The 23,930-nt window shown below is 58.3% G+C and carries 19 protein-coding genes and 1 tRNA gene; 9 read left to right on the top strand and 11 right to left on the bottom strand.

Annotated features, from left to right (window positions below; translation table 11 throughout):
• Positions 1-105 precede the first annotated feature (105 nt).
• The gene (locus CFR76_RS11240) at positions 106-1,683 is read right to left on the bottom strand and encodes a capsular polysaccharide export protein, LipB/KpsS family (protein ID WP_110557115.1); all 1,578 of its coding nucleotides are present in this window, start codon (positions 1,681-1,683) and stop codon (positions 106-108) included.
• Between the two features lie 288 nt (positions 1,684-1,971).
• On the opposite strand from CFR76_RS11240, the gene CFR76_RS11235 reads away from it, so the two are divergent.
• A complete protein-coding gene (locus CFR76_RS11235; protein WP_244191896.1) occupies positions 1,972-3,438 on the top strand; it encodes an LTA synthase family protein in 1,467 nt (488 codons plus the stop codon).
• A 766-nt stretch (positions 3,439-4,204) separates the two neighbouring features.
• Here CFR76_RS11235 and CFR76_RS11230 read toward each other — a convergent pair.
• From CFR76_RS11230 to CFR76_RS11185, 9 genes are all read right to left on the bottom strand, one after another.
• The gene (locus CFR76_RS11230; protein ID WP_244191895.1) at positions 4,205-4,780 is read right to left on the bottom strand and encodes a sterol desaturase family protein; all 576 of its coding nucleotides are present in this window, start codon (positions 4,778-4,780) and stop codon (positions 4,205-4,207) included.
• 352 nt (positions 4,781-5,132) lie between these two features.
• On the bottom strand, positions 5,133-6,380 hold the full coding sequence (locus tag CFR76_RS11225; protein WP_244191894.1) for a glycosyltransferase family 4 protein: 1,248 nt from the start codon (positions 6,378-6,380) through the stop codon (positions 5,133-5,135).
• 66 nt (positions 6,381-6,446) lie between these two features.
• A complete protein-coding gene (locus CFR76_RS11220) occupies positions 6,447-7,673 on the bottom strand; it encodes a glycosyltransferase family 4 protein (RefSeq protein WP_110557112.1) in 1,227 nt (408 codons plus the stop codon).
• 39 nt (positions 7,674-7,712) lie between these two features.
• Positions 7,713-9,011, bottom strand: coding sequence for a capsule biosynthesis protein (locus CFR76_RS11215; RefSeq protein WP_110557111.1), 1,299 nt, complete (start codon positions 9,009-9,011; stop codon positions 7,713-7,715).
• Positions 9,012-9,349: 338 nt separating this feature from the next.
• Positions 9,350-9,997 (bottom strand): ABC transporter ATP-binding protein, encoded by a 648-nt coding sequence (locus CFR76_RS11210; RefSeq protein ID WP_110557110.1) that lies wholly within the window; start codon positions 9,995-9,997, stop codon positions 9,350-9,352.
• A gap of 44 nt (positions 9,998-10,041) precedes the next feature.
• Entirely contained in the window at positions 10,042-11,157 is a 1,116-nt protein-coding gene (locus CFR76_RS11205; RefSeq protein WP_244191899.1) for a capsule biosynthesis protein, read from the bottom strand.
• A gap of 151 nt (positions 11,158-11,308) precedes the next feature.
• Entirely contained in the window at positions 11,309-12,337 is a 1,029-nt protein-coding gene (locus tag CFR76_RS11200) for a polysaccharide biosynthesis/export family protein (protein ID WP_244191893.1), read from the bottom strand.
• A 931-nt stretch (positions 12,338-13,268) separates the two neighbouring features.
• Entirely contained in the window at positions 13,269-14,300 is a 1,032-nt protein-coding gene (gene galE / locus CFR76_RS11195) for a UDP-glucose 4-epimerase GalE (RefSeq protein ID WP_110557108.1), read from the bottom strand.
• A 1,185-nt stretch (positions 14,301-15,485) separates the two neighbouring features.
• Positions 15,486-15,560: transfer RNA gene (locus tag CFR76_RS11185), tRNA-Gly, on the bottom strand.
• Positions 15,561-15,782: 222 nt separating this feature from the next.
• Here CFR76_RS11185 and CFR76_RS11180 point away from each other — a divergent pair.
• The 3 genes from CFR76_RS11180 to CFR76_RS11170 are packed head-to-tail and all read left to right on the top strand — an operon-like array spanning position 15,783 to position 17,754.
• Positions 15,783-16,751: a thioredoxin family protein gene (locus CFR76_RS11180; RefSeq protein WP_110557106.1), complete on the top strand. Its 969-nt coding sequence runs from the start codon at positions 15,783-15,785 to the stop codon at positions 16,749-16,751.
• A complete protein-coding gene (locus CFR76_RS11175; RefSeq protein ID WP_110557105.1) occupies positions 16,748-17,515 on the top strand; it encodes an LON peptidase substrate-binding domain-containing protein in 768 nt (255 codons plus the stop codon). Before CFR76_RS11180 ends, CFR76_RS11175 begins: the two co-directional genes overlap by 4 nt.
• 44 nt (positions 17,516-17,559) lie before the next feature.
• Complete coding sequence (locus CFR76_RS11170) at positions 17,560-17,754, top strand: Trm112 family protein (RefSeq protein WP_025437369.1); 195 nt, start codon at positions 17,560-17,562, stop codon at positions 17,752-17,754.
• A gap of 96 nt (positions 17,755-17,850) precedes the next feature.
• Here CFR76_RS11170 and panC read toward each other — a convergent pair whose 3' ends face one another.
• The gene (gene panC / locus CFR76_RS11165; protein ID WP_110557104.1) at positions 17,851-18,705 is read right to left on the bottom strand and encodes a pantoate--beta-alanine ligase; all 855 of its coding nucleotides are present in this window, start codon (positions 18,703-18,705) and stop codon (positions 17,851-17,853) included.
• Positions 18,706-18,880: 175 nt separating this feature from the next.
• Here panC and CFR76_RS18080 point away from each other — a divergent pair, with 175 nt between their 5' ends.
• The 5 genes from CFR76_RS18080 to CFR76_RS11140 all read left to right on the top strand — a co-directional run bounded on the left by CFR76_RS18080 (position 18,881) and on the right by CFR76_RS11140 (position 23,834).
• Positions 18,881-19,030, top strand: coding sequence for a hypothetical protein (locus CFR76_RS18080; RefSeq protein ID WP_167331454.1), 150 nt, complete (start codon positions 18,881-18,883; stop codon positions 19,028-19,030).
• An 87-nt stretch (positions 19,031-19,117) separates the two neighbouring features.
• Positions 19,118-20,515 (top strand): siroheme synthase CysG, encoded by a 1,398-nt coding sequence (gene cysG / locus CFR76_RS11155; protein WP_110557103.1) that lies wholly within the window; start codon positions 19,118-19,120, stop codon positions 20,513-20,515.
• A 101-nt stretch (positions 20,516-20,616) separates the two neighbouring features.
• On the top strand, positions 20,617-22,677 hold the full coding sequence (locus tag CFR76_RS11150; protein WP_110557102.1) for an FUSC family protein: 2,061 nt from the start codon (positions 20,617-20,619) through the stop codon (positions 22,675-22,677).
• Positions 22,677-22,871: a DUF1656 domain-containing protein gene (locus tag CFR76_RS11145; RefSeq protein WP_010508642.1), complete on the top strand. Its 195-nt coding sequence runs from the start codon at positions 22,677-22,679 to the stop codon at positions 22,869-22,871. Before CFR76_RS11150 ends, CFR76_RS11145 begins: the two co-directional genes overlap by 1 nt.
• Positions 22,872-22,883: 12 nt before the next feature.
• Positions 22,884-23,834: an efflux RND transporter periplasmic adaptor subunit gene (locus CFR76_RS11140; protein ID WP_110557101.1), complete on the top strand. Its 951-nt coding sequence runs from the start codon at positions 22,884-22,886 to the stop codon at positions 23,832-23,834.
• Positions 23,835-23,930 lie beyond the last annotated feature (96 nt).

The following is a 23,930-nucleotide window of genomic DNA, read 5'->3' as shown; positions in this document are numbered from 1 at the left end:
GGCGACAGCAGTTTACAGAAACCGTGATGCTCCGTCATGTTTTCCCCCGATCTCCGGCATCCATGCGTGGCCATATGCCCGTCCCGGATTACACAGACCCGGTCTTCAGGATGGCATCATGGCCTTCATGCGTCCCTGCGCTGCCCTGATGCGCATGAGTATCGTCGGGCGCCAGACACGTAGATCCCCGAAACGCTCGATGACGACTTCCACCTCACAGGGGATGCGGGTCAGGGGATCAATGTAGCGGGGATAGAGGATCAGGGCGCCCGCCACAAGTTCTTCCAGCGCCAGAACCCGTCCTCGCCGCCCGGCTGGAATTTTTCCCATATCCGTTGTCAGTCCCCAGCCGGCATAAAAGGGACAGCCATAGGTCACGACCTTGCGTTGCCGCATGAGGCCCTCAAAACCGGCGAGTGACGTCAGGGTATGAATTTCATCGACCTGAGCCATCATATCCGTAATGGATCCACCCGTACTGACATGGTCAGCATAAGCCAGTATGGCATCTTCCGACAGATGCCCGGCCCTGTGGCCTGCCGTCACATCCGGATGCGGACGATAGATGATGAATGCATCGGGATTATACTGCCGCACCGCCTGTAGCAGTTCCAGGTTACCGCGTATCCCGCCGCCGCCCTTCAGCACGGACAGATCATCACTCACCTGTCCCGGCACCAACAGGGTCCTCCGCCCCTGCGCATGCCAGTCACGAAGATGACCAGCTTCAGAGCGGCCATATTTCGAGATCCCCCTTTGAACCAGATGATTGGCCAAGGCATGCGCACGCGCGCGCAAACGGTCATCAAACGGGGTGGTGGCCAGAATATGTTCCAGGTCACTCGGTTCCGACGGATCGTAATAGATGCCCCGTTGATCCACGAAAATGGAGGCCGGGACCTGCAACCCGCTCCCCAGCCCGACCGAACGGACAAACCCGTCTTCCACGCGCCAGACAGGCACCCGGGCCTTACCGGCCTCCGTCATCAGTCCCGCAGGCATCCGCGTAGCCCATGTCACGATCGCCCGCCCACGCGCCGCGCATCGCCGCGCCGCCGCGCGGGCGCTGCGCATGAACGGGGGATGGGTCGGCGGCACGGAAAAAAATTCCGCCATCCGCCCACGTTTCCACAACGCCATCCCGACGCAGGCCCCGATCTGGCGATTGGTGTCGATAATGCGCCGCCACAGGGCCTGACAGGCAAGGATATGACCGAATGTGGCAATCCGCCCGGTATAGGGATCGTGATACCGCCAGTCTTCGATCAGCCCGCGCGCAACCTGCCGGCCTTCGATCCGGGTACCCTGATCCGGGCGGGCATAACGCGTGACGGGCAGACCACGCAGGGCCGCCAGGTCACCTATCTCACCCTGTCCCACTTCATGGATTTCATGCGCGCTGTCCAGCAGGCCATGGGGATCGACCGGTTCATGAAGATGGACAATGCCATGACGGCGCGCGACACGGGCGGCAGCACCATAGGGACCGGCGGCAACCAGCATGAGATCTGCCGCCGGTCGGGACGCAACAAGCCGTTCCAGCAGACGGGCCAGGACCCGTGTCCTGTCCCGGTCAAGACCGGAACCGGCACAAATCAGGACAGGACGCGTACATGACGGGGGAGCAGCCCAGAACCGGCCACCCGTCCTGTCGGCAACGATACGTCGCGTCAGATCATCCATGTCCGTGATCGTGGCCGGGGCGGTTCCGGACGCCGGAACGGCGATGACAGGCAATTTCCGATGGAAAGGGGGCATCCGCAGCAGACAGGAACGCGATGCCAATGTCATGGTTGGTGCTCCCGACCGGTGATGGCCCTTGCGGAAATCCTTATGCAGCCATTCATGGATTCACAGCCATCAGCAATGACCCGGGTGTTTAACCATTTGTGGATAGCTTATACAAGGGGCCACAATTGATGACGCCTATCCTGCAGCGCCCTGCTGCCCCGCTCGTACGACAGGACTTTCATGCAACCGTCACTGGCTCTGGCTGCCTTCATGACCATTGTTCTGGTGACGCCTGCCATTGAATGTACTGGCGTGGTCCCCCGCGCGACCTTTCCCCCGTCCCTCCGCCGCTGGATGCTGGACATGTTATGCAGCCTGGCCGGATATGGCGGATGGCTGGCGGTAACAGGCAGCGTACCTGTCGCGACCCTCATGACCCCGGTGCTTATGATCATCACGGTCGTGGCATCCAACATAAAGCATCGGGTGCTGGGGGAGCCGCTGCTGTTCAGTGACCTTGTGGTTGCACGCAGTTTCCTGCAGCATCCCAAATTCTATCTTTTTTCCATTCCCGCCATGGCCCGGATTGCCCTTATCATACTGGCGACGGTTCCGCCCTTGCTGTTATGGATATATGCATCAGCCGCCCTGCTTCCCCACCTGCTGGGCGCAGGCATGGTGCTGGCAGCCTGCATGGGGCTATGGCTCTGCCCCGCGCGATCATGGGCGCCCCTGCCTGACATGAAACGCGACCTGTCCAGACTGGGGCTGCCCGGCAGCATGCTGATGTACTGGCGCCAGTGGCGGGCCAGTCCGGACCTGCCGCCGCCTGCGCCCCTGCGGGGCAGGGCGGCCTATGACCAGATCCTCATCATACAATGTGAATCCTTCGCCGATCCCGCAACGCTGGGTCTGCCAGCGGGCATCAAGGCGCCCCCCATGCCTGGCCTGGCCCGCGCCCGGCAACTGGCGTTGCAGCAGGGGCCTTTATATGTCAGCGGGTTCGGGGCCTATACCATGCGTTCCGAATATGGCGTGCTGTTTGGGCAGGACGAAGGGACGCTGGGCTTCCGGCAATATGATCCGTTCCTGACCGTACGGCGTGAATGCGCCCATGCCCTTCCCCTGCGGCTGAAAAGCATCGGGTATGAGAGTACATTCGTCCACCCGCATGACCTGCGGTTTTATGATCGTGAAACCCTGATGCCCGTCATGGGATTTGCCCATGTTGTCAGTCCCGGTCCCCATGTCCCGACACCGGGAATGCCCTATTTTGGTGATATCGCGCTGGGACGGACACTGACCGGGATGGTGCAGGCAGCCAGCACACCGTCCCTGTTTTATGCCGTCACCATGGAAAATCACGGACCGTGGCCTACGGATGCGGACACAGACGCGCCGCTACGGCATTATCTGAGGCATGTCGCGAACAGCGACCAGATGCTCCTGAACCTGATTAATGACCTGTCAGGACAGAAACGCCGGACATTGCTTGTTTTCTTCGGGGATCATCGTCCCTCGATCCCCGGCATCATTACGCCAGGCCCCGTTCGCGATGTCCCATATGTCGTCATTTCCTTTCCATTGGCGGAAAATGGCCATCCCCCTGCCCCCATTGGCCGGACACCGGCACAACTGAACGCGCTGATCGCGGCTTTGGCCACCCAGCATCCGGCAGACGCCACGCCCATTCCCACGACACCCTGACACCAGGGCCGCTTGTTCAATCACCCGGATCTGCGCATCCGCCCAATCCGTGACATGAACATAATCGCGAATGCAGTTTCGCACAGGAAGAACTGGCAGCAATCCTTTATTATCCGGATGGCCGCATGCAGCACCATGACCAGTGCCGATGTAGTCGATTACGCCCCCTGCCACCATCCGGCAGGATGCTGACAATGGGGCTGCCTACGCACCTTCCCGGTGAATAAAAAAACATTCTTTAAGAGGCTGTTTGAAAACAAATCGTTGATAAAAAACAATAAAAGTTTTTGGGTGCCGCCTTTTTCTCAAAAAGGCGGCGTTCTTTCGAAGCTTTTGCAAAAAGCTTCACCAAAAACTTTCTTTAATTTTAAAACGCTATCATGATCTGACTTTTCAAACAGTCTCTAAGATATTCCAGCAGGAAACAGGCTGCCGCATGCTTGATTTACGATTTTTTATTGAAAGTAACATGAAAAAAGTAAGTAACCTGGGGCCATCTTCTGAAATGCCTGAGAGCCGAAGCAGTATCCGTTTACTGAAATCAAACCATGCGGACAGCATCAGGCCACCGTATAGACGGCAGAACCACGCCGTAATGCTGGAGCCGGTGCGGCAAGATACCCGGAATATGACAGGACACCCTATCCCGGCGCCCCGGCAGGGCGTGGGGGAGACGCCACACACGGCTTGATCGTATGCATGAACCGGAAGGGAAATGGCGCCACGGCAAAAAGCCATGCACCAGATCACCTGTTGGATACTGATGCTAGGAAATTTTCTTGCTGCCCGGACGATTGACATCCGTGTGGCATATCCGGTCAAGGAAAACCGCCGTAATCGCATAGTTGGCGTTACTCTGGCGATAATGGTGGTTGATATGGTGAATCTTGATCTTGCGCAGCAGGCTCATACGCATCGGGAACTGGTGGCAGGAATAATGCACGATGTCATAGGCGACATACCCGCACAGGAACCCTGCGGCCACTGCGCTGCCCGCATCATATCCCATGCTGCATACGCACCCCACCCAGATCAGCAGGGCAAGGGGTAGCGATGCACTGAGCGGCATCAGGTTCCGCAGGGGATGATTGGGCTGATCATGATGGTTGCCATGCAGGAGGTAGATCATGGATTTCATGAATGCAGACTGGCCGTTAAAATGAAACAGAAACCGGTGCATCAGATATTCGAACGGGAACCAGGCGACAAACCCGATCAGACAGTGCCACAGCAGATTGCCTACCGATGACGACATGTACCATGCTACGATCAGGGCGACAGAGAGTACAACGGTCCATACCGCCGCGAATACACCAAAGGACAGCAGCGTCAGGGATTCCATGACAGGATTCTTGAACAGGCGAACGGGCGCCTCTTCCTTTATCCTACACTTTTGCTGCATAATAGGTACCTTTGAAAAATCATATTCGGCATGAATTCAGCTTCCCTGCCTGAACAGCCCTTTACAGACAACATATTTCGGCACATCGTATTGCCATTTTGCCAGATATGATATCTTTTTTATTCTTGCTCACCGCCGTTGATATCCCGCGAACATCTGACTTCTGGCATTTTATCATAATGATTGGGTCTGTCCGATTTACGCTGAATCCTATTCACTACGCAATAGAGAGAAATTTTTTCCAAACCGGCAAAAAACCCTTAATCCAGATGTTTAACAACGCAATATGACATCATGACGGCAAAGGCAGATCAGGAAACCGGAAGCGGAGCTGCGCATAGAACGCCGCCAGACGGGCCTTCTGGGCGGCAGGCGAAAATTTTTCCGCCTGCCGCAGACCGGCAGCCCGCAACGTTTCCCATGCCGGCATGCCCGCGCACAGGCCATCAAGCACCCGGATGCCGCGTGTGATATCCTGTATATCATGGGCATCAACCAGCACGGCCGCCTGTCCCGCGATTTCTTCCGTGGCCCCACCCCGTGACGTCAGTACCGGCACGCCCAGGGCCATTGCCTCGATTATAGGCAGGCCAAAACCTTCCGCCATGGATGGAAACAGCAGGGCATGGGCATCCGCAAGGGTGCGCAGCAGGGACAGGCGGCTGCACCACGGCACGCGAATGATCCGCTGTTGCGGGGTGCGTGGTGTAAAATCAGGCATGTCATCCCCATCCGGCCCCAACAGGACCAACGGGCGCCGTGTTGCGCTGCGGGCATGGGCATCCACCAGACGCTCTATGTTCTTGCGCTTTTCCACACGGCCGATACAGACAAAACAGCCCTGGGGTGCAACCTGCGGCGCATCCACCATCTGCTCACGCTCGTGCCGGGACACGCCCGCAAGCTGGTAGAGATTGAAGACCCTGTCCGCCGGTACACCCAACCTGTCCATGATCTGCTGCCGCACCGTTTCCGAAACTGTGACAACAACATCCGCACGCCTGACTAGTTCCGTAAGAAGCCGACGCAAAAAATCCGGACGGATGCCGGTCAGGTCCGGGTGGGTCAGGGGAATCAGGTCATGGATCGTCACCACATTAACCGTATTTTCAACAATGGCCGCCAGTGGATATGTCCAGAACATGATGGCAGGCGGCATCGGCGCACGCAGCCGCAACAGGTGCCTGCATATCCGGAAATGTACATGGGCAATCCTGTACAGATCAGGAACAAGGGGATATGCTTCCCCTGACTGCCGATAACCGCTACCGATCCGCCGCACGGGCACCAGTGCCCTGAGGAATCTCAGGATACGTTGTGCAGCGCCCCCTGCGCGCATTTCCGCCTGGTCAGGATTATGATCCCACAGGAACCGGGTCTGGAACCCCATGGCAACCAGGCATTCCTGCAACCCACGCGCATAGGTTGCAACCCCCGTTCCCCCGGCCCTGCCAACATTCCTGCTATCCAGCCAGACCATCGGAGCGGACGCGGCCCCGGCGGAGGAACCATTTTCCTGTCCGAACTTGAAAAACCTCATGAAGAAACAGACCGGCCATGACCCGACATGAACATCGTCATGCACGGCTGAAACCGCAAAAAATCCTCACAGGCCATGGGAAGATCGGGAATGAAAAAAGGCTGCGGTCTGGTCTGCTGCCTGCACCCCCAGCGCCACCTGGCGCGGCCAGTTGAACAGGTTCAGATGCAGGCCACGTTTCGCAGACGTGTCGCCGCCGCGTTCCTGTTTCAACAGCCGTTCAATAGCCGCGCGCCATGCCGGACCATCGGTCGGGTCGAGATAGATGGCGTTCTCGCCTGCCACTTCGTGGAAAACGGGAATATCGCTGCATGCCACCGGCACACCAAGCACGAGTGCTTCGGCAAGCGGCAGGCCAAATCCTTCCGCAAAGGACGGGAACAGCAGCCCTGCCGATCCCTGCAACAGGGTGACAACCTCGGGGTCGGACAGGTCGTTATATTCAAGGACATTGTCCCGAAGCGCCGGACAGCGTTCCAGCATGTCCAGAACATTCTCGTTTTCCCAGCCGCGCCGCCCGACCAGAATCAGGCGCGGCGTGTTGCTGCGCGAACCTGTTTCCTTCACCATCTGTCGCCATAAATTCAATAACAGCAGGTGGTTCTTACGTGGCTCGATCGTTCCAAGGCATACAAGATAGGGCCGACCGTCAGCGGGAAAACGCATGGTGCCCGCCCCCTGACCGGAAAGCCTTACATGCAATCCATGGGGTACGACGTGTACATGTTTCTGTGCCGGACGCCCCTGCATATAAGGCGCCAACGATTGCGCCACGGCCCGGGCGGGAACGATAACGCCCGCGGCAAGCCGGGCAACAGTCGCCATGCGTCGTTCATGCCGCTCCGGTTCACCGGGACGGGCATATTCCGGAAATTCAATGGGAATGAGGTCATGCACCATCGGCATGAACAGGCTGCCGTGACGGGACAGAAACTGTGCAATGGCACGCGGTCGGGTCAGGTGATGGTGGGATACGAGCAGGTAGATACTGTCCCCCCTGTACGCCGGCATGGTCCAGCATGACAGCAGGACGGTCTGCACCAGGCGCTGCGCCATGTGGGGCAGACGCGCGCGCAGTCCCGTGTCGCCATCCCACACGGGTCCCATGACATCCAGAAAATCACGGACGGCCGACGTACCGACCTGCGCGATAAGACCGGCAGGATGAAAGGCCACGAATGTCAGGCGATGCCCTTCATGCGCCAGAAGATACCGGGCATATTCATATTCCACCCGGTCAATCCCCGTCGGGATCGGATTCCGCGCCCGTGACAGCAGGCGTGAAATGTCCATGAAAATATGGGGCTGACCTGACATTGCGTGCATATCGGCTTAATGGGAGGACGGTAGCGGGACATCAAGATGCGATATCGTAAATACTTTCCCATCCTGCGCGGGCGAGGTGCGCCGGATACGCCGGAGCGTCCCCTGCACCAGAAGCGCCAGTCCCTGACGGGAAAAGAAACCACCCTCGATCAGACAACGATCAATCAGGACACGACGGAAAGCTTCAAATGTCGCGGGATCAGGAGGGGTCGGCGCGTCCCAGAAATGATCCAGTGATCCCTGATCCGTGATATCAGGAATGTCGTAAATCGCCTGTCCCAACGTGATGACCGGAACATTGTGGATCAACGCCAGCGTTCCCGTGGTACTGTTGATGGTCACGACACCCTTTGCCACACGCACCAGTTGCGCGATGTCACCCGTTTCCAGATAACGCACCCGATTGCCGATACCAAGTTGCCGGGCCATGGTCGAGACCAGCTTCCGCCAGTCCTTGACCCCGTTATCCAGGGGATGTTCCTTGACCAGCAGGAAAAGGTCTTTCGGCGCATGCCGGGCAAAGGAACCGAGCACAACCCGGATTGCCCCTTCCATGCCGTCAAAACCCGAATGCAGGCGAATCTGGGCATCCGCGTCCAGTTGCAGGGGAAACAGCATGTAGGAAATGCCGTCATCCTCGATTTCCTTCAGGATGCGTTCGGTCCGCACCTGTGCCGCATCGCGCCGGTACAGACGCTTGAGCCAGCCGACACCTTCCTTCCATGGATGCCAGGGACGATAATCGTGCCAGTTCCTGAAATACCATCGCGTCAGCAGATCAGCGGCATTATAGGCCACCGCTTCCAGCGCGCGCCGCCGGAAAGACGACGGCACCTGACCATGCGGGGGCAACGGGGGCAGCAGGCACGCCTGCTGCCGGTACCATTCGGGATTGCGGGGCAGGGAAGAATGCCCGTTGACCCCATCCAGTTCCAGCGTGACCCAGTCGGGACGGATATATCCTTCCTCGAACACGTAGACGCGAATGTTGCGTTCGATACACAGTTCCGTCGCCTTGCGATGCAATGGGCGACAGTCACCAAACAGCATCACATCGGTAATGCCATACCGGGTCAGGACATCGACCAGGAATTTCGGCCATTCATCCATGCCGCCGGTAAAGTCAATGCCGTTTGGCAGACGCCAGAACAGCTGGTCCCCGCCATTGAAATTTATTTTATAAACTGCATAGCCCGTCTTGCGGAACGCTTTTCCAATTTCATGGAAAAAAGGACCCATCAACCCCTGAAGCAGCAGAAAGCGGCGGGAAGAAGAAACATCGCTTTGCGTGAACGTATCAGGCATCACACATCAGTCTGTTCGGGCTTGACATACATGCCAATTCCTCTTGGAGCAACGAAGTCATCAGGAACATCCTGCGTACGTGGGCTGGGAGTTTACAGAAGCGTATAATCATAGAGAGAATGACGGACAAATCATATGGCAATGTCCCCATCCATCAGCAGAACAGTACCTCATTTCCAGCATGATGCCTTTTATGGCTTGTTTTTGTTCATTTTGTATAAATCACCATGAATGAAAATAAAATATATGCACATAAAGTGTAAAGGCCGGGCCTGGTTGTTTCGACAACCACCATCCGACCATTCATTACCAGACAACCACATGCAGAATTAAATCAATTACAGACTATAGTATAAATCAATCCCCTCTTGCACGTTATTGCATTCGATCAATTTCCTATCATGAATGATGGCGCTTCTATCACATATTTCCTTAATGAAGTTCATGTCATGGGAAACAATTATCAACGCGCGATCCGCCCGCTTCACAAAAAGTTCCTCCCGGCAACGTTGATAAAAACGGGCATCACCGACCATGATGACTTCGTCGATAAGATAACAGTCAAACTCGATCACAACGGACAGGGCAAAAGCCAGGCGCGCGCGCATACCGGATGAATATGTCTTGACCGGATCCAGAAGCTGTTTTCCCAGTTCCGAAAAATCATCCACGTACTTACGCGTTTTCTTGTAGTCCAGGTTATAGATCCGGCAGATAAACCGTAAGTTGTCCAACCCACTCAGGCTGCCCTGGAACGCGCCGCCAAACGCCAGGGGCCACGACACCGACATATCCATTTCAATACGACCGGAGGTTGCAAGCTCCACCCCCCCGATAATCTTGATAAGCGTTGATTTGCCGGCACCGTTGCGCCCCAGAATGCCCAGCTTTTCCCCCCGTTCTATCTGGAAACTGACACGGTCCAGGATACGACGCGTTCCCTTGTCAATATGGTAGTCCTTAACGATATCTATACAACGCAGCATGACGGATCTTTTTTCCCACGCTTCATGTCACCGGACCGACAGAATTAACGAAGATTACGTTCACGCGCACTGGCGATAAGCAGCCTGCCCATGACATAAAGGCCCAGGCACGACAGGAACACGACTGCAAGAACAACGGTATCACGTGGATATTCCGGCCAGTCGGCGATGTTGGGCTGCGCCACTTCATCCACGTAGATCATCTGCTGGTTCGCCTGCTGCTTCGCGGATTCAAGCGATGCGACATCACTTGCCAGCACGCGCTGCTCAATATCACGCTGCAGCATCAGGTCCTCGTATCCTGTAATCTTTGGCACAAGGGATTCATCGGAACCGGTAATCTGACCTGATGACTTCTTGATCTGCTCAGACAGGATCGCGGCCTGCCGCTGATAGGCGGCGATCAGCGGGCTATTCGGCGCAGAAATCTGCAACTGACTGAGCTGCATGTTGGTCGACGTCAGCATGTTCTCCAAACTGGTCACATACCCGACCATCGGAACAGACTGGCGCATGGGGTCAATCAGCGCCACAGCATTCCGGTAGTCGGCCAGCTTCTGGTTGATGTCACGCAGCTTGGTTTCGGCTGACTGCACTTCCTGATAGGTCGCATGGATCAGGTTTTCACGCTGGCGTCGATTGATTTCATTGACCAGATTCTCGCCCGCATCCAGAAGCGCACGGGCAATCTGCTGGGAATCCTGTGCACGAAATGTGCGGACGGTCAGAATGGAAATACTGGTCTCGGAATCCTGTTCGACAATAATGTGCCGTTTATAATATTTGTAAAAATGTTCGAATTTTTCCCCCATCCCGAACAGTGTATAACGGGCAAGGAAATCTGCCTCCGGTCGCGAATAGACATCCAGCAGATGATTCTGCTTGATCAGCAGTTCCGCCGCGTCGCGTGACTGCATGTAATCCTGCACCACGTACGTATTTTCGGACGTCGCACCACCTCCTCCGCCGCTTGACTGCAGGATGTTGCTTAGCGAAATGCCGGACTGCGCGGATCGTCCACGTACGACAAAATGTGCTTCGGACACATATTGTGGCGTCGCGATGAAAATCAGATACAGTACCGTCAGGAAAGTTGGCACCGCGACACAGATCATAAAGGGAAAATGGTCACGCCCCCAGTTGAACAGGCGCGTCAACACCGATACGTCTTCAGGACGGTACTGGCCATCGTCAAGGGCATGCACATCGGTGCTCATGAAGTGTGCTTCCAGAAAAAAATGAAAGGAACGGCGGCAGGACAGAAGGCAACAGACATATCACCAGATACCATTCTACGTCTCAGTCTGACCATTATTTGGCCATCCATGCCGCGGTAATCCCGGGCGCAATAATGGTACTAATCAGCCCGAAGAATTTGTAGAACTTGTTACTGGACGAATTGGCGATATAGATCAGATCTCTGTCACGCATCATAAATTTCTGTGCAAGAAAGTAATTGGCGGGATTCATCATGTCGAGTTGATAGACAATCGGCGCCGTTGGCGCGTTCCCCTCGACCGGCAGGCCCATACGGCGCAGGACATCCGTATTTTCAAAACGGAAAAGGTAGACGGCATTGGGGTCCGAACGCGAATCAACCGGCCCGCCCACACGGGAAATTGCCTCCGCCATTGTCAGCGTAGGCGTCTTGAAATGCGTTTGGGTCACGTGGTCACTGGCGCCGAAGACCGTGTAGGTACGGGGCTGGAACGTCAGTTGCACCCGGTCCCCCGCCTGCATGAGGATATTCTGGGTCGGTTCGTTTTCAATGACCTTGAGTGGCATTTCCGCAATCCGGCCATTACGGGTCAACCGGACGACGTAATCCTCATCCGTCTGGGGCTGGCGTTCATCCCCGCTGGGACGTTCCTCCCCACCCGCAAGGGCGATCACATCAAGAATACGCTCACGGTTCGGGGTAAGGGGTATGCGGCTGGGGCGCTGTACTCCCCCGTACACCATGACGGAATTGGCAATGTCGGAAGATATGCGGACCAGAACCTGAGGCGACTGGGATTTGGTCTTGAGACGGGCCTGGATCGTCTCGGCCACCTGATCCGTGGTCATGCCGGTCACGTGAATCAGTCCGGCAAAAGGAACATCAAGGTCGCCGTTGCCGTCAATGGGCAAGGGTGGAAGATTGGATGCGGTCGATGGGCTGGGCAGTGTATTGGTCCCACTGACGCTGGACGCCGTCATGGCGGCGCTGCTGGGACTGAAAAGCGCGCTGCCGATTTCATATATCGAAACCTGCAGGACGTCGCCCGGTCCGACCGTATCGTTATTGGTTTGGATCGTAGGTACGTTGCCCGTATCCAGGCTGTCTAGCGCAGGTGGCACTTCCTGCGCCAGTTGGGAAACCAGTTCCGGCGTAACCTGAACAATTCCATACCCAACGGTATTTTTTTTTGGATCGCGCTGGGCATGATTGACCTGTGCTTCCGTAGGACCGCTATCCGGCAGGGTATTGCACCCGGCCAGCAGCAGCAGCGCCCCACCAATCGCAGCAAAACGCTGCCCTGTGCGAACGCGGCGTCGAAGCCGGCCCGAATCTTTCAGAAAACAGGAAATGGTCAATGTAACACCGTGACTAGAGGTTATGGCGAATAAAGGTAATCAAAGTGTCATGAAACCCGCACATTTTCAGCATGCCATTAAAATTATGAAGAAGATGGATTGATCCGGGCACCTTTTATCAGATCACATTTCGTCTGGCCATACATAGCCTCCGCAGATATGCACGACCATGTCCGGCGCGGACCGCCATCTCTTTTCCCACAGCCCAGCAAGCCATATTGCCCTGAATAATGGCAAAAAAAATGCACCATCGTTGCAATCCGAAATAAATCATAATGTTTTCATATAGATATATTTCAGATACGAAAAATTAATCGCTGTCATGCAAGAAAATTTATAGACCTTGTCGCCTATATGTAGACCATACCACGGGATAAATATAGACCGTACGTCACTGCATTGACGAAAAAACATAAAGATATTTTAGAAACAGAAAATCCATACCCGGGTCCAGATATGCAGGACACTTACGATATGATCCATCTGCGCTTCCAAGTTCCCCTGACGAATAAACAGAATAGGGTTGCCCCCCAGCCGCCAGAGATCGCGCGCACTACGGCAGATGGGCAGCGTGAGGCATGGACGGGCAACCCCGCTGCCGTGCGCAATCCCGCTCCGCCATTGCCCGGATCAGGGTTTCCCACCGCAAACCGGACATCACGTTTTTTTGCCAGCAGAACCCAAGAGCGCGCTCTTAATCCTTGATAAGGATACTATTATATAGGTCGCACTCATTGACTAATTTTTCATATCCATGAGGGTGCTTTTTTCGCCACTGAAGCGCCGTTTCCACAATGACATCAATGGACGAATAACGGGGAGACCAACCCGTTTCCCAACGTATAAGGGTAGAATCAGCCACGAGCATACTGGGATCACCCTTCCGCCGCGGTGCCCAATCCCATGGTAACTTCCTGCCGCTTACACGTTCAACAGCCTGAACGACTTCCATATTGGTAAAACCAAGACCGTTACCAAGATTGTAAGTAACGGACCGATGATCGAGCAGTTCGATGACGCGTATATGGGCCTCTGCCAGATCCGTGACATGGATATAGTCGCGAATGCACGTACCGTCCCGTGTCGGATAATCATTCCCGAAAATCTTCAGATTCCGACGAAGACCCAGAACAGTATCAACCGCCAACGGGATAAGGTGCGTTTCAGGTGTATGTTCTTCCCCCAGGCGCCCAAGTGGGTCGGCGCCAGCGGCGTTGAAATAACGCAAGGATGCACTTCGCATGCCGTATATCTGGTCAGCCCAGACCAGCGCACGTTCAATCAGGAATTTACTTTCTCCATAAGGGGAACTGGCTTCAACCCTTGCATCATCCGGAATCAGTGAAAATCGCTCCTTGCCACCGAACAAGGCCGCGGTAGACGAAAAAACAAATCGCTTTACGCCATTTATGGCACATGCTTCTATAAGGTTAAGGGCTGTAATATAATTTTGACGAAGATAATAAAACGGCTTACACATTGATTCGTTAACAAGGGATAAGGCGGCAAAGTGAAGGACGACATCCCATTTCTCGTTTGCGAGAATCTGATTTATGGCTTCAGCATCCAGAAGATCGAATTGGAAAAAACGTATGTCATTCGGTATGGCCGCACGATAGCCCGTGCTGAGATTATCAATGACAGCAACCTCATGCCCTGCGTCCAATAAACCAGCTACAACGTGACTTCCCACATAACCGGCCCCTCCTGTGACAAGACATTTCATTTCCAACCCACCTAAAACATAAAGATACGGGGAACATATTATTTTTACTAATTAAAATCAATATTAATGTAGAGAGTGCCATGCACTGTGAGCGAGTATAGCAGCGTTTCTGGGCATGAAACATGCGAAAGACCGTTCCACACCCCGTCGGCACGGCCGCAGGACAAAACTGCGCCTGATGGAAATAGTGTCTTTTCCGCTCACGACAAGGCAATGAGAGATTTGAAAAAATGCTCTCATTGTCTAAGAGACTGTTTGAAAACAACCAATTGATAAAAAACAATAAAAGTTTTTGGGTGCTGCCTTTTTTTCAAAAAGGGGCGTTCTTTCGAAGCTTTTGCAAAAAGCTTCACCAAAAACTTCCTTTAATTTTAAAGCGCTATCATGAGCTGACTTTTCAAACAGTCTCTAATAGAAAAAACAACACCATCAACGAATTTAACTATAAAATAGCAATAAATATACGAACCCAAGTCGTAAATATAAATATAGCATAATCCGCCTCATTATTTTCTATTCAAATTGCGGTCACTCAAAACTTCAGAAGATGGCGCGATGAATTTCTGTTTGCTTGCGCATGTTCGTCCATCGATAAAATATAGGCAGGGCATGGAAAGTGGGGGACGATGAGATAGTGTCGCCTTCACTGAAAGAACACCTCGGAGCGCTTGTTCGGCAACTCGATCGTATCGAGGCGCAAGTCACCTATTGGCGCGGGCAAGATCACCGGGTCGGACACAATGGGTCGCCGGATGCATTCCGCCTTGAACCGAGTGACGCTGATCTTGTCGCGGTCGAGAGAAGCGTGGCGAAGGTTCGTGCTGAGTTGGCCAAACCGGATCGCGCGGTAACCGCTGACCCGGCAATCATCGAAAGAGCCGCAGGGGCCTTCCGCAGGCTCGCTGCAAAGATCCCCCGTTGGACCAAGGACCCCGCGCATCGGTTTGTGAAGGGGCTTTTCTACAGCGCGGGCACGGTCGCTGGTGCAAAAATTGTCTCTGATCCACACGGCCTCTACGAAGTGTTGGACCACGCGGCTTCGACGCTCTCGGTTTGGGCAGCCCATCTAAGTGCGGCATACCCTCCAATTTCCTGCTTCCCAATTGGATGGTAGCCACAGCCAAAAACGACGAAAGCCGCCTTGCGGCAGCTTTCTCGTATCCGATTGATTTTCCTTAAAAAACCTGGAGCGGGCGATGGGATTCGAACCCACGACCCCAACCTTGGCAAGGTTGTGCTCTACCCCTGAGCTACGCCCGCGCTCCGTGTCGGTGAAGCGGTGTTTACGGCAAACCCGATGGGCGCGCAAGGGGCTAAAATGCTTTTGTCGAAGTTTTTTTTCATCCCCCCATAATGCGGTTGCGGGGATTGCCGGGAATGCCAATCTATCCTCACAGCATATGAACCGACCGGCATGGGCATAAGGGCAGGCAGTGCCCCCGTCCCCCTGCCGGCCGCCAGACCAAACAGGAACACGACCAGATGGACTACATTATCGGCCAGACACCCCGCCCCGCCGGTTCCGCCCCCGCGGGCAGCCCGCCAATCGCAAGCGGCAGGCCCGATCCGGTGATGGAAGGCACGCAGAACACATTCATGCATGACGTGGTGGAAGCCAGTCGCGACATGCCGGTGCTGGTCGATTTCTGGGCGACATGGTGCAAGCCCTGCACGCAGTTGACCCCGGTGCTGGAAAAAGTTGTGCGCGCCGCCGGTGGCCGCGTGCGCCTGGTCAAGGTGGATGTGGACGCCAACCGCGCGCTGGCCCAGCAACTGACCCAGATTGGCCTGCCGCTGCAGTCCATCCCGCTGGTCGCGGCCTTCTGGCAGGGGCAGATCCTTGATCTGTTCCAGGGTGCCAAGCCGGAAAGCGAAGTCCGCCGCTTCGTGGAAAACGTGCTGAAATCCGCAGGCGGCGCCCTGCCGGCCGCCGACCTTGTGGAAACGGCCCGCAAGGAAATGGAGGAAGGCCGCGCCGAAACCGCTGCCGGTCTTTTTTCACAGGTGCTGGAAATCGAACCTGAAAATCCCGCCGCATGGGGCGGCCTTGCCCGTGCCCTGATTGAAATGGGGGACGAGGAAGGCGCCGAAACCGCCCTGAACGATGCGCCTGCGTCCCTTGCCGGCAATGCCGAGATCACGGGGGCGAAGGCCGCGCTTGAACTCAAGCGCGAAGGGCGCAAGGCGGCCGAGGAAGCCGAGGAAATCCGCGCCCGCATCGCCGCCAACCCGAAAGACTACGCCGCCCGCTTCGAACTGTCCGCGGCCCTGAACGCCGCGGGCAAGCGGGCGGAGGCCGCCGATGAACTGCTGACCATCATGAAGGCGGACCGGACGTGGAATGACGACGCCGCGCGCAAGCAGCTGATCCGCCTGTTCGAAGCCTGGGGCCAGACCGACCCTGACACGGTCGCGGCGCGTCGGCGCATGTCATCGTTGCTGTTTTCGTGACGCGGCATGACCCACGGGGGACCATCATCATCCATGATGACATCCCCCGCCGCATCCCGCAGATCGGGGACATGACGCTGGCGGACTTACCGGCGGAGCTGGGGCTGTTTCCGCTGGACGAGGCCCTGCTGCTGCCACAGGGCCGGCTGCCACTGAACGTGTTCGAGCCGCGCTATATCGCGCTGGTGGAAGACGCGCTGGCGGGCAACCGGCTGATCGGCATGATCCAGCCCCGCCCGCTGGACGGCATGGATGGCAGTCCCCTTGATGATGCCGGGGATGCCGACATGGATGATGGGTACAGCACGACCCCGCCGCTGTATAACATAGGGTGCATCGGCCGTATCACCGCCATGACCGAGCGGGCGGACGGCACATACGCCATCACGCTGACCGGGATTGCCCGCTTCCGCCTGCTGCGCGAGACGGAAATGCGCCGGGGCTACCGCGTGGCGCGCGTTGATGCCTCTTCCTTCGTGTCCGACCTGACGGACGGCGGCGATGACATTCCCTTCGACCGTGAAGGTCTGCTCAACGCCCTGCATGATTTCTGCGAAGCCCAGGGCGTGAGTACGCAGTGGGACGCGCTGCGCCAGATGGATGATGCCGCCCTGCTGGTCACGCTGCCCATGATCTGCCCGTTTGGCACCGAACCCCGCCAGATGATGCTGGAAGCCCCCACGCCCGCCGCACGGGCGCAGATCCTGCGCAATCTGCTGGACGGGGCTGGACATGAACCCGATGAGGGTGCATCCCCATCGTGACCACCAACGCCTGAATAACCGCAACCTGCATGGGATCTGCCGCCATGACCGAAAAGCCGCCCGCCCCACCGCTGGACCCCCGGCTGCTGTCCATCCTTGTCTGCCCGGTGACCAAGGGGCCGCTGGTCTATGACCGTGAGGCCGGTGAACTGATCAGCAAGCGCGCGGGCCTGGCGTTCCCGGTGCGTGACGGCATTCCCATCATGCTGCCCGATGAAGCCCGCAAGATCGACGCCTGAAATACTGACAGAAAACAAAAATTTTCGGGTGCCGCCTTTTTTAAAAAAGGCGGCGTTCTTCGAAGATTTTTGAAAACAGCTTCACCAAAAACTTCTTTATTCCGGCGATGGCACCGCCATGCCGTCGATCAGCCGCACATCATCCAGCCATGCCGCCGCCAGCAGGCGTGCGGGGGTGCCTTCGCTCACAGTGGCAAGCGGCTGCAGGTCCAGTTCCGAGCGCAATTCCACATATTCCACCGGGTCAAAACCTGCATCCGCCAGTTGGTCCGCCGCCTGTGCCAACGCCACGGGTACATCCGCGCCCGCTGCGATATCAGCGGCACAGGCCCGCATGATGCGTGGCAGGGCCGCGGCAATCTGGCGCTGCCGGGGGGGCAGGCGCCGGTTGCGCGATGACAGGGCCAGGCCGTCGGCCTCGCGCTGCGTGGGGCAGGCCACGATCTCAACCGGCAGGTCAAGATCGGTGACCATGCGGCGGACCACCTGAACCTGCTGGAAATCCTTCTCGCCAAAAAACGCGCAATCCGCCAGCGTCTGCATAAGCAGCTTGCACACCACCGTCGCGACGCCATCGAAATGACCCGCGCGTGTGCCGCCACACAGCCCCTCCGATACGCCTGACACGCTGATGCGGGTGGCGAAACCGGGCGGGTACATCTGCGATACGGTGGGGGCGTACAGCACATCCACCCCTGCATTTTCCAGCAGGCGCGCATCCGCTTCCAGCGTGCGGGGATAGGTTTCAAGGTCGGTCGCGTTGTCAAACTGGATCGGGTTGACGAAAACCGTCGCAATCACCCGGTCCGCCCGCGCCCGCGCCGCATGGACCAGTGACAGGTGACCTTCATGCAGCGCGCCCATGGTCGGCACCACGCCCACGCGCTCACCCGCCTGCTTCCATTTCCTGACATATGCACGCAATCCGGCGACGGTACTGATGGTTTCCATGCGCTGCCTTTTCCTCTCCCCTATCCGTCACTGATGCGGTGACGGGACGGGTTACATAACATCATTCCGCCCGCAGACACGATGGGGCGTGAGACCGCGCGCCAATTCATGTATGGACGTGGTGCAGGCATGGGTTTTCTGCTATGTCGGCCATTGCGTCATGCAGGAGGTTTTTTTGGCCCGTTTTCTTCCCGTTCTTGGTCTCTGTGCCATCGTGCTGTCACTGGCCGCATGCGCCACCAACACACCGGGATCGGTCAACGACCGTTCGACATGGGCACGCTGGGGTTATGCCGAAGGGGTGAAGAACGTCGCCTCCCACTGACGCCACCGCCTCCCCACCCCGCGCGTTCCCGTACAGACCTGATATTCCCCAGCTACAGGATGCCGGCGCGACCGGCTGTTTGACTGCATGACCCATATTCCCGAACCCGCATGGTTTCCCATTGCGCTGCGGCTGGACGATGTCCGGGTGCTGGTGATTGGCGGCGGCATGATCGCGGCCAACAAGGTGCGCCTGCTGCTGGCCCACCGCGCGAAGGTCGCGGTCGTGGCGGGCCGCCTCGATGCGGAAATGCAGGCATGGGCGGAAGACGGCACCATCACCCACGTCGCCAGCACGGCTGATGCCACCACCCTGCGCGCCGCCATGCCCGGCTGCCGGCTGGTCTATGCCGCGACCGATGACCGCGCGGTCAACCGCACGGCCGCAGCGTTGGCGCAGGAGATGAACATTCCCGTCTGCGCGGTGGATGACCCGCAGCCCTCCACCTTCATCACCCCGGCCCAGATCCATCGCGGGCTGGTACGCATCGCCATTTCCACCGGCGGCGCGGCCCCCGTGCTGGCCCGCCGCCTGCGCGAACAGGTGGAAAGCACCATACCCGATGGCACGGGGGAACTGGCCGTGTTCATGCAGCAGCAGCGCGAGCATGTAGGGGCGGCCTGCCCCGACATTTCCCGCCGCCGGCAGGTCTGGGAAACCTTCCTTGACGGCGCGGGCGCGCAGGCCGCCCGGCGGGGAGATGGCGCGCGCGCGCGCGCCATACTGGATGACATCATCGCCGTCACCGGCACGCGGGGCGAGGTCTGGCTGGTCGGCGCGGGACCGGGTGACCCGGACCTGCTGACGCTGCGCGCGCTGCACCTCATGCAGAATGCGGATTGCGTGCTGTATGACCAGTTGCTGTCCCCTGCCCTGCTGGACCGGGTGCGGCGCGATGCGGAACTGGTGTTCGTGGGCAAGCGGCGGAACAAACACACCATGCCGCAGGAGGAGATCAATGCCGAACTGGTCCGCCGCGCGCGCATGGGCCAGCGCGTGCTGCGGCTGAAGGGCGGCGACCCGTTCGTGTTCGGGCGCGGGGGCGAGGAAATCGAGGCCTTGATGGACTCCGCCATCCCGTTTCAGGTGGTACCCGGCATCACGGCGGCCAATGGCTGCGCCGCCTATGCCGGTATCCCGCTGACCCACCGCGACTGCGCGCAGGCCTGCATGTTCGTGACCGGACACGCCCGCGCGGACGGTACGCTGCACCTGCCATGGGACAGCATGGCGCGACCGGGGCAGACGGTGGTGATCTATATGGGGGTTTCCGCCCTGCCCGCCCTGTGCGCGCAGCTTATGGCGCACGGCCTGCCGGCGGACTGGCCCGCAGCCATTGTCGAACGCGGCACGCGCGTGGACCAGCGCGTGCTGACCGGCACGCTGGGGGCGCTTGCGCGGCAGGCGGCGGAAGCAGGGGTGGGCAGCCCCGCGCTGATCATTGTGGGGGAAGTGGTCCGGCACCGGGTGATATCCCCGGAGTGAATAACAGGCATGCACTTTATGCCTGTACATCCTTTGTTATGAATTCCCGGCCATTTCCATTGTATCAAGCGCCATGAGGCCACTGAACGGTCAGGGAGGCCATGCCAGACCTACAGGCACACAGCGCGCGGCGTATTCACGACATCATGCGTACCTTCCTTCCCCGGACCGACCACCTGCCCGCGGGCTGGGTAGGATTCAGCCTGCGCACATGGTGTTCGCTGGTGCTGGGACTGGCCACGGCCTTCTGGCTGCAACTGGATAATCCGCTGCTGGTTGGCGTCACGGTCATGATCCTGGCGCAACCCCTGCGCGGGCAGGCGCTGTCCAAGGCCTTTTACCGGCTGCTGGGCACTATGGTGGGCATGGGGGTGTCCATTGTGCTGGTGGCGGTGTGGAACCAGCAGCGCGGCCCCTTTCTGGGGGGTGTTGCGCTGTGGCTTGCGGCCTGCGCCTTCGTGGGGTCGCTGGAACGCGACTTCCGCTCCTACGCTGCCCTGCTGTCAGGTTATACGGTCGCCCTTGTGGCCGTGAACTGCATTGATACGCCCCAGAACATATTCAACATCGCGGTGTCCCGCGCCTCAGCCATTACGCTTGGGGTATTCGCCGTCGCCGTGGTCAATATCCTGTCCGGCTCGCCCGAGGCATGGCGAGGACTGGCAACCGGGCTGAAACAGCTTATCCGTCCGCTGAGCGAAACCGCGCGCGCCGCCCTGCAGCACATGTACGACCGGGGCGCACAGGCCGACATCCGGCTGGGCGCGCGCATACTCGCCCTGACCACACCCCTGTCCTATGCCCGCACGGAGCTGGAACGCGGCGGCACGCGCGCCAACGGCGCACGGCTGGCCATGGTGTCCATGCTGACCATACTGGACTGCGCGCGCGGGCTGGGGCGGCATACCGGGCATGGCAACATCGACCCGGCCGTGGAGGACGCCATTGCCCGCGTCGCCCGGCAGACCGACCTGCGCACCGACCAGGGCGGTTTCACCACGCATATACTGGATGCCGTGCGCGCCGCCCTGCCGGGTCATGCGCCCAACGCGGATGAAGCCTTCGCCATTGAACGCGCCGCCCGCATGCTGAGTGCACGCACCCGCATGCATGCCGGACAGGCGGTACTGACCGAAGGTACGGGCAACGCCCATGACAGGACCATCAATATCGCGGTGCAGCCCAACTACCTGCTGGCCCTGATCGGGGCATTGCGGGTTCTGGTCGGGTTTTCGTTCGCCGCCGGGGTGTGCGTGATGACCGGCCTGCCGGGATCGACCGTGGCGCTGGCCCAGACCGCGCTGACCCTGACTCTTGCCGCAACCAATGTGGATACGGCGCGCTTTGGCATGGGGGCGATCATCGGCCTGCCCTGCAGCGTGCTGGCGGCGGCGCTGCTGAACTTCTTCGTGCTGCTGCACGGGGCGGACATGCCGTTCCTGGCGCTGGCGCTGCTGCCCCAGACATTCCTGGCCTGCCTTTTGCTCATGCGTCCGTCCACGGCGGCCATAGGCTTCAACTATGGCGTGTTCTTCTTCGCCATACTGGGGCTGGACAATCACCAGAGCTATAATCCGACGGAATTCCTCAACCGCAACATCTTCTACCTGCTGGCGGCCCTATTGGCCTTCATCATCCTTGTGCTGCTGTTTCCGCCCTCACCCCGGCGGCAGCGGTTCTGGATGGCGTCCACCATCGTACGCGCGCTGGAACGCCAGATGGCCGGCCATGGCAAAGCCGACAGCCCGGCCCGCCTGACCCGCGCCTATGACCGGCTGGCCCAGATGCAGTTCTGGACCGACCGCCTGCCCGGCAGTTCCAGCAGCGCACGCCAGATGGAAAGCTTCACCACCTTTGCCGAGCTTGATGGCGCGCTGGCGCGGGCGCGGACCTATGCCCGGCAGGCGCAGGCGATCACCCTGCTGCGCCCCGCCGCCGAACGGGCGCTACGCGAACTGCTGCTGCACGCGCCGTGGGACGTGGTGCCCCGCATGCGCGAGGCGATGGCCGCCATCCCCGCCCCGCAGGCCCAGTTGCCAGTCCAGACACAGATCGCGGCCATCAACCTGCTGGCGGGGCTGGATGGCGTGATGCGAGCGTGGCAGGCGGCGGCGCCACGATTGCGGCATTACGGCATCATCAAGACGAGGAAGGCAGGCTGATGCGGCAGGTTGTTGATCTGGAAGGCGTGCTGATCTCGGCCTTTGTCATGAACCTTGGCCTGGCGCTGTGCACGCTGCTGGTGCTGCGCATCGTGCTGTCATGGTTCAACCTGTGGCGGTTTGTCTGGAACCCGCCGCTGGCGCAGTTCGGCCTGCTGATCTGCCTTGTTGGCCTGTATACCCTGATCTTGTGAAAGAATCCTGACGTGTTCGCATATGCAAACCGCCTTGTGCGTCTGGCCGTTACCGCTGTCATCCTGTCTGTCGCGGCCATCGTGGCCATCGTGCTGTGGGATTACTACACGGCGTCACCCTGGACACGGAACGGCCAGGTCCGTGCGCAGGTCGCCAATATCGCGCCGCGCATTTCCGGCCAGATCAACGAAGTGCGCGTGCATGACAACCAGTTCGTGCACAAGGGCGACGTGCTGTATGTCATCGACCCATTCGATTTCCGGGTAAAGCTTGATATCGCCGATGCCGCCGTGAACGAACGCCGCGCGGACCTTGAATTCAAGACATCGCAGTACGAACGCCGCCAGAAGATCTCGGGCGTTGCGGTATCGGGCGAGGAAAAGCAGCAGTTCGAGGCCGTGGCCCAGCAGGCGGAAGCCCAGTATGCAGCGGCCCTTGCGGACCTGAAACAGGCGCGCATCAACCTTGAACGCACCGAGGTGCGCAGTTCGATCAACGGCTATGTCACCAACCTGACCATGCGCGCGGGCGACTATGCCAATGCGGGGCAGGTGAACATCCAGGTCATTGATGCGGATTCATACTGGGTGGACGGGTATTTCGAGGAAACCAAAATCCATTCCATCAAGGTAGGCGAACCCGTGCGGCTGGACCTGATGGGGTTCCATGAACCGCTGTTCGGCCATGTGGAAAGCATCACGCGCGGGATCGCCAGCAACAACGCCGCCACATCCATACAGGGCCTGCCGGCAGTGGACCCGGTCTATACATGGGTGCGACTGGCGCAGCGTATCCCGGTGCGCGTGAAGATCGATAGCATCCCGCCAGACCTTGTGCTGGCCGCAGGCATGACGGCCACGGTGACCGTAGTGTCGGAAGCGGGCAACCGCCGCCATATGTCAGTGCGTGATGCGCTGCGGCATGTGGGGGATGACATGCAGCACCTTGCGGGGCATCGTTAAAGGATTGTTTTTAAAAAGAATAAAAGTTTTTGGGTGTCGCCTTTTTTCAAAAAGGCGACGTTCCCGGAAGCTTTTTGAAAAAAGCTTCACCAAAAA

Origin of the sequence: Komagataeibacter swingsii (genome assembly GCF_003207895.1) — a bacterium.
GTDB lineage: Bacteria > Pseudomonadota > Alphaproteobacteria > Acetobacterales > Acetobacteraceae > Komagataeibacter > Komagataeibacter swingsii.
The sequence above is the reverse complement of the archived record's forward strand: the minus strand, read 5'-3'. Positions and strand labels throughout refer to the sequence as shown.

What these genes read in the sequence shown, in the direction of transcription:
- galE (WP_110557108.1), bottom strand. Translation starts at nt 14,300, where the DNA reads ATGAAATGTCTTGTCACAGGAGGGGCCGGTTATGTGGGAAGTCACGTT.
- CFR76_RS11225 (WP_244191894.1), bottom strand. Translation starts at nt 6,380, where the DNA reads ATGAGGTTTTTCAAGTTCGGACAGGAAAATGGTTCCTCCGCCGGGGCC.
- CFR76_RS11235 (WP_244191896.1), top strand. Translation starts at nt 1,972, where the DNA reads ATGCAACCGTCACTGGCTCTGGCTGCCTTCATGACCATTGTTCTGGTG.
- CFR76_RS11230 (WP_244191895.1), bottom strand. Translation starts at nt 4,780, where the DNA reads ATGGAATCCCTGACGCTGCTGTCCTTTGGTGTATTCGCGGCGGTATGG.
- panC (WP_110557104.1), bottom strand. Translation starts at nt 18,705, where the DNA reads ATGGAAACCATCAGTACCGTCGCCGGATTGCGTGCATATGTCAGGAAA.
- CFR76_RS11170 (WP_025437369.1), top strand. Translation starts at nt 17,560, where the DNA reads ATGACCGAAAAGCCGCCCGCCCCACCGCTGGACCCCCGGCTGCTGTCC.
- CFR76_RS11145 (WP_010508642.1), top strand. Translation starts at nt 22,677, where the DNA reads ATGCGGCAGGTTGTTGATCTGGAAGGCGTGCTGATCTCGGCCTTTGTC.
- CFR76_RS11180 (WP_110557106.1), top strand. Translation starts at nt 15,783, where the DNA reads ATGGACTACATTATCGGCCAGACACCCCGCCCCGCCGGTTCCGCCCCC.
- cysG (WP_110557103.1), top strand. Translation starts at nt 19,118, where the DNA reads ATGACCCATATTCCCGAACCCGCATGGTTTCCCATTGCGCTGCGGCTG.
- CFR76_RS11150 (WP_110557102.1), top strand. Translation starts at nt 20,617, where the DNA reads ATGCCAGACCTACAGGCACACAGCGCGCGGCGTATTCACGACATCATG.
- CFR76_RS11220 (WP_110557112.1), bottom strand. Translation starts at nt 7,673, where the DNA reads ATGGACATTTCACGCCTGCTGTCACGGGCGCGGAATCCGATCCCGACG.
- CFR76_RS11210 (WP_110557110.1), bottom strand. Translation starts at nt 9,997, where the DNA reads ATGCTGCGTTGTATAGATATCGTTAAGGACTACCATATTGACAAGGGA.
- CFR76_RS11240 (WP_110557115.1), bottom strand. Translation starts at nt 1,683, where the DNA reads ATGGATGATCTGACGCGACGTATCGTTGCCGACAGGACGGGTGGCCGG.
- CFR76_RS11215 (WP_110557111.1), bottom strand. Translation starts at nt 9,011, where the DNA reads ATGCCTGATACGTTCACGCAAAGCGATGTTTCTTCTTCCCGCCGCTTT.